6 protein-coding genes and 1 tRNA gene are annotated in these 5091 nt (G+C 70.5%); 5 read left to right on the forward strand and 2 right to left on the reverse strand.

Translation table 11 applies throughout. The features are described 5' to 3' along the window. Positions 1–56 precede the first annotated feature (56 nt). A tRNA-Arg gene (locus VK640_02105) sits at positions 57–129 on the forward strand. A gap of 70 nt (positions 130–199) precedes the next feature. Here the strand turns inward: VK640_02105 and VK640_02110 are convergent. Then, positions 200–1981, reverse strand: a complete 1782-nt coding sequence (locus tag VK640_02110; protein ID HTE71977.1) for an EAL domain-containing protein — start codon at positions 1979–1981, stop codon at positions 200–202. Between the two features lie 107 nt (positions 1982–2088). Here VK640_02110 and VK640_02115 point away from each other — a divergent pair, with 107 nt between their 5' ends. Beyond that, positions 2089–3453: an aminotransferase class V-fold PLP-dependent enzyme gene (locus VK640_02115; GenBank protein ID HTE71978.1), complete on the forward strand. Its 1365-nt coding sequence runs from the start codon at positions 2089–2091 to the stop codon at positions 3451–3453. Between the two features lie 14 nt (positions 3454–3467). On the opposite strand, the gene VK640_02120 is transcribed toward VK640_02115, so the two are convergent. After that, positions 3468–4013, reverse strand: a complete 546-nt coding sequence (locus tag VK640_02120; GenBank protein HTE71979.1) for a TetR/AcrR family transcriptional regulator — start codon at positions 4011–4013, stop codon at positions 3468–3470. A gap of 151 nt (positions 4014–4164) precedes the next feature. On the opposite strand from VK640_02120, the gene VK640_02125 reads away from it, so the two are divergent. The 3 genes from VK640_02125 to VK640_02135 all read left to right on the forward strand — a co-directional run. After that, entirely contained in the window at positions 4165–4524 is a 360-nt protein-coding gene (locus VK640_02125; protein HTE71980.1) for a cupin domain-containing protein, read from the forward strand. A gap of 58 nt (positions 4525–4582) precedes the next feature. Further along, a complete protein-coding gene (locus VK640_02130; GenBank protein HTE71981.1) occupies positions 4583–4777 on the forward strand; it encodes a DUF1059 domain-containing protein in 195 nt (64 codons plus the stop codon). Between the two features lie 104 nt (positions 4778–4881). Then, positions 4882–5091, forward strand: a 210-nt coding sequence (locus VK640_02135; protein ID HTE71982.1) for an AraC family transcriptional regulator, incomplete at its 3' end; no start/stop codon positions are given.

The raw sequence follows: 5091 nt of genomic DNA on the forward strand, positions 1-5091 counted from the left end.
TAATCCCCATCCCGGGTTCAAATCCCGGAGCCTCCGCGCACGACAACTGAACACCGGCACCCGTAGCTCAACGGATAGAGCATCTGACTACGGATCAGAAGGTTAGGGGTTCGAATCCCTTCGGGTGCACGTCTGGTTGAGACACCGATCTGCCGCGCCACCCCGACGGGGGAGGCGCGGCAGATTCGTCTCCGGCGACTCAGGCAGGGACGAGCATCTCGGACGTCGGCCGTCCACCGGTCAGCAGGAGCTTGACCGCATCGCCGGCTGTCAGAGGCCGGGAGAAGTGGTAGCCCTGCCCGAGGGGGCAGTCCAGTTCGCGCAGCGCGTCGACCTGCTGGCCGGTCTCGAGTCCCTCGGCGACGACCTCGAGGTGCAGGGTCTGGCCCAGCTGCGTGATGGCTGCCACGACGGCATGGCCCTCGGCGCTGGTGGTCACGCCGTCGATGAAGGACTTGTCGATCTTCAGCGTGTCGATCGGGAACCGCCGCAGGTAGCTCAAGGACGAGTAGCCCGTGCCGAAGTCGTCGAGCGCCAGCCGGACCCCGAGCTCCTTCAGCATCTGGATCTTGCGCAGCGTCTCCTCCGTGTCCTGGGCGAACAGCGACTCGGTGATCTCCAGGGTGAGCAGCTCGGGCCGCAGACCCGACTGGTACAGGGCGTCGGCCACGTCCCCGACCAGGTCGGGGTGCTGGAACTGGCGCACCGAGACGTTGACGCTCATGCGCAGCCGGCCCAGCGGGGAGCGGTTCTGCCACTCGGCGGCCTGCCGGGTGGCCTGCTGGAGCACCCAGCGGCCGATCGGCACGATGAGGCCGGTCTCCTCGGCCAGCGGGATGAACTCCAGCGGGGAGATCAGGCCACGCTCCGGGTGCCGCCACCGCAGCAGCGCCTCGAAGCCGACGATCCGAGCAGTCGAGACGTCGACGATCGGCTGGTAGTGCAGCTCCAGCTGCTCGCCGTCGAGAGCGCCGGAGAGTTCTCCGCGGACGGATTCCCGCTCCAGGACGGCGGTGTGGTGGCTGGGCTGGAAGACCTCGAGCCGGCCCTTGCCGCCGGTCTTCGCGGCGTACATCGCCATGTCGGCGGCACGCAGCATGCCGATCCCGCTGGCGGCGCAGGTGGCCGAGGTGGCCAGGCCGATGCTGAACCCGGTGCGGACCAGGTGGTCATCGATCGCCGTCGGCGCACGCAGCGAGTCGATCAGGCGGAGCGCGACGCGCTCGGCCTGGTGCTCGCTGCCGGGACCGATGAGCAGGATGGCGAACTCGTCACCCGAGAGGCGGGCCACCGTGTCGGTGTCGCGGACGGACTTCACCATGCGCTCGGCCATCAGCTTGATGAGGGCGTCGCCACCGTCGTGGCCCAGGCTGTCGTTGACCGACTTCAGGTTGTCGACGTCCAGGAACAGCACCGCCGAGCGGGTGCCGTCCTCCTCCCGCGCGGCCTCGGCCTCGGCGAGTCTGTCCATGAAGTACGTGCGGTTGGGCAGACCGGTGAGCACGTCGTGGTAGGCCTGGTAGCGCAGCCGCTCCTCCAGCTCCTTACGACCCTCGACGGCGCCCAGCAGGCTGTTGAACGCGCGTCCGGCCTCGCCGATCTGGTCGTGCGAGTCGACGGCGATGCGCTCGAACACCGCCTCGGACCAGTCACCGGACTTCGTCGCCGAGGTGATCGAGTCGGTGGCCGACCGCAGGTGGCCGCCGAGCACCTGCATGCGCCCGCCGACCACGCCCTTCACGAGGGCGTAGTTCATCGCGCCCACCATGAAGCCGGCCATGAGACAGGCGACCCGGAAGACGGGCCGGTAGGCGAACGTCTCCGGGACGCCGAGCAGCACGACGAACGGCGGGAAGATGAGTCCCATCGTCAGGCCGAGGCCGACCATGTAGATGGCCATGTCCCAGAAGACCCGTGAGGTCAGCCGGAATCCCCGGCGGTGGGGCGGTCGGGACTCGCCCCGGGCGTCGTGCTGCGTCATGCCTTGTTCATCGGACGTCGGCCGGAATGACTTGAGTCACTCAACCCGTCCTGGGGATGTGGGAGGCCGCCTCTCAAGTTATGACGCGGGACGTCGATGAGGGTGGCATGGAGATGTCCCTGTCCTTCACGGCCGGCTCGTACGTGGGCGATGACCTGTGGGTGTCCGTGCTGGACGGAAAGCCCCGCCAGTACGTCGACCTCGACACCGCTGCCACCAGTTCGGCGTCGGTCGCCGTCACGCGCGCCGTGCAGGAGTTCCTGCCGTGGTACGCCAGCGTGCACCGGGGGGCCGGCATCAAGTCGCAGCTCACCAGCGCCCGCTACGAGGAGGCGCGGGAGATCATCGTCCGGTTCGTCGGGGGCGACCCGGCCACCCACCTCGCGCTGTTCCCGCGCAACACCACCGAGGCGATCAACCTGCTGGCCTACCGGCTGCGGTTGACCAAGGGCGACGTCGTCGTCACGACCGAGGTCGAGCACCACGCGAACCTGCTGCCCTGGGCTCGCCACGCGCGGTTGCGCACCGTGCAGGTCGACGAGCGCGGCACTTTCGACGTGGCCGCGATCGAGGCGGCCCTCGACGAGTACCCGAAGCCGCGCGTCCTGGCCGTTTCCGGTGGGTCCAACGTCACCGGCTGGTTGCCCGATCTGCGCGCCATAGGTGCCGCGTGCCGGCAGCGCGGCGTTCTCCTCGTGGTGGACGGCGCGCAGCTGGTGCCGCACCGCCCCGTGGACATCACCGCGCTGGGCGTCGACGTCATCGCCTTCTCTGGACACAAGATGTACGCGCCCTTCGGCTCGGGTGCGCTCGTGGCACCGAAGGCGCTGCTGGCCGACGGTGAGCCCTTCCTCGTCGGTGGCGGGGCGGTGCAGGCGGTGTCGTTCGACGACGTCGTCTGGGCCGACGGCCCCGACCGCGACGACGCCGGCTCGCCGAACGTGCTGGGGGTCGTCGCCCTGACCGCTTCCGCCGACGAGCTCCGCAGCGACGGCTGGTCCTCGGTGCTCGCGCACGAGGAGCGCCTCGTCCGCGGGCTCGACTCAGAATTGGCCTCCGTGCCCGGGCTGCACCGGCTCGGCCCGGTGACCGGCGACCGGCTTCCGGTCGCCGCGTTCAACCTCGACGGTGTGCCCCACGGTCTGCTGGCCGCGCGGTTGGCCAACGAGTTCGCCATCGGCACCCGGAGCGGGTGCTTCTGCGCCCACCCGTACATGGGCCGGCTGCTCGGACTCTCGCAGGCCGACGTCGACCGGTTCCACGCCGACGTCCGCGCGGGCAACCGGCACCGGCTTCCCGGCGCCGTGCGGGTCAGCGCGAACCGGCAGACCTACATCACCGACATCCCGCTGCTCGGCCAGGCGCTGCGCGAGATCGCGGCCACGCCCGAGGGTGCCGAGCAGTACGTTCTCGACCACCGCGGCGACTTCGTGCCGCGGAGCCGGACGCTGGTCGGGGCGCAGGCTCGCTGACCCGGCGGCCCCTTCTACCGAGCGGCAGCCGGCGCGAGGCCGGAGAGCAGCTGTGACGTCGCGGCGGTGAAGCGTGCGACGTCGCCGTCCAGGCGGGCGATGAGCATGCCGCCCTCCAGCGCGCCGAGCACCATCGACGCGGCGTCCTCGGCCGTGCCCGGGCAGCGCAGGCTGCCGTCGGCGCAGCCCTCCTCGAGGACCGTGCGCAGCCACGTCGTGTTGGACGAGAAGAACGCACAGACCGCCTGTTGCAGCGGGTCGGGAAGGGTGCGGTGCTCGGCGGCGAGCATCCCGCACAGGCACATCCGGTCGGCGCTGAGGACGTCGGTGTAGAGCGCGACGTACCCGCGCAGCTTGGCCGCTGCGTCGGGAGCGGTGGCGTCCAGGTGCGCCAGGGCGGCGCCGAACCGCTCGGCGTAGCGCTCGATCAGCGCCTGGCCGAGCTCGGCCTTGCCCTTGAAGTGGTAGTGCAGCGCGGCCCGGGTGATCCCGAGTTCGGCGGCGACGTCGCCGTAGCTGAAACCGTTGTAGCCGCGCACCTGCAGCATCCGTTCGGCCACGTCCAGTATCCGACTCGTGGTCCCCGAGCCATCGCCGTCGATCCGTCCGGACATCGGGCCCTCCGCCCCTTGACTACTGACTTACGTGCAAGTAAGCATACACCTGCGGCCGCATCCCACGGGGGAATTCCACCATCCCGAGGAGACACCGATGCCCACCCAGAACACCGAACACCGCAGCTATGCGGAGCCCGACGAGGTCCGCGAGTTCCCGCACGGCAAGGCCGAGATCCTCAAGGTCGGCGGCGCCGAGATCGGCCGGCTGACGTTCGAGCCGGGCTGGCGCTGGTCGACCGACGTCAAGCCGATCGCCGGCACCGACCTGTGCGAGGCGCCGCACATGCAGTACCACGTGAGCGGCCGGGTGCACGTCCGGATGGCCGACGGCACCGAGTTCGAGGCCGGCCCGGGCGACGTCACCTCCCTGCCCCAGGGGCACGACGCCTGGGTGGTCGGGGACGAGCCCGCCGTCGTCGTCGATTGGTACGGCGCCAGCAACTACGCCCGCTGAGGGCCTTCATCCCCGCCGGGCGCCGGACGGGCACCAGGCCGCATCGAGAGGCACGGACATGGCTCGCACGATGATCGACTGCCGGCAGATGCCGAGCGACCTCAACTGCACTCTCACCATCGCCGGTGAGGCGGACGACGTCCTCGACGCCGCCACGCTCCACGCGGCGGACAAGCACGGCCACCGGAACACGCCCGAACTGCGCGAGCAGCTCCGGGGATCCCTGGTGGACGCCGAACCGGCCCTGACCTGAGCGGGTGCTGCGGTCCCGATCCTCCGGGATCGGGGCCGCGTCGCGTTCGGCCGGGCATGTCAGACCCGCCGACAACCCGGGCGCCATGGTGCACGATCTCCGTTGTGACCAGCAGTCCCGCCGAGACGCAGCACCTGCGCGACCTCGCGCGGCTGCGCCGGGTGCGGGACCGCATCGACCGGGAGTACGCCCAGCCGCTGGACGTCGAGGCGCTCGCCCGCGGCGCGCACATGTCGGCCGGGCACCTCAGCCGCGAGTTCCGGCAGGCGTACGGCGAGTCGCCGTACGCCTATCTGATGACGCGACGGATCGAG

The sequence above is a fragment of the Actinomycetes bacterium genome, from assembly GCA_035489715.1.
GTDB lineage: Bacteria > Actinomycetota > Actinomycetes > JACCUZ01 > JACCUZ01 > DATHAP01.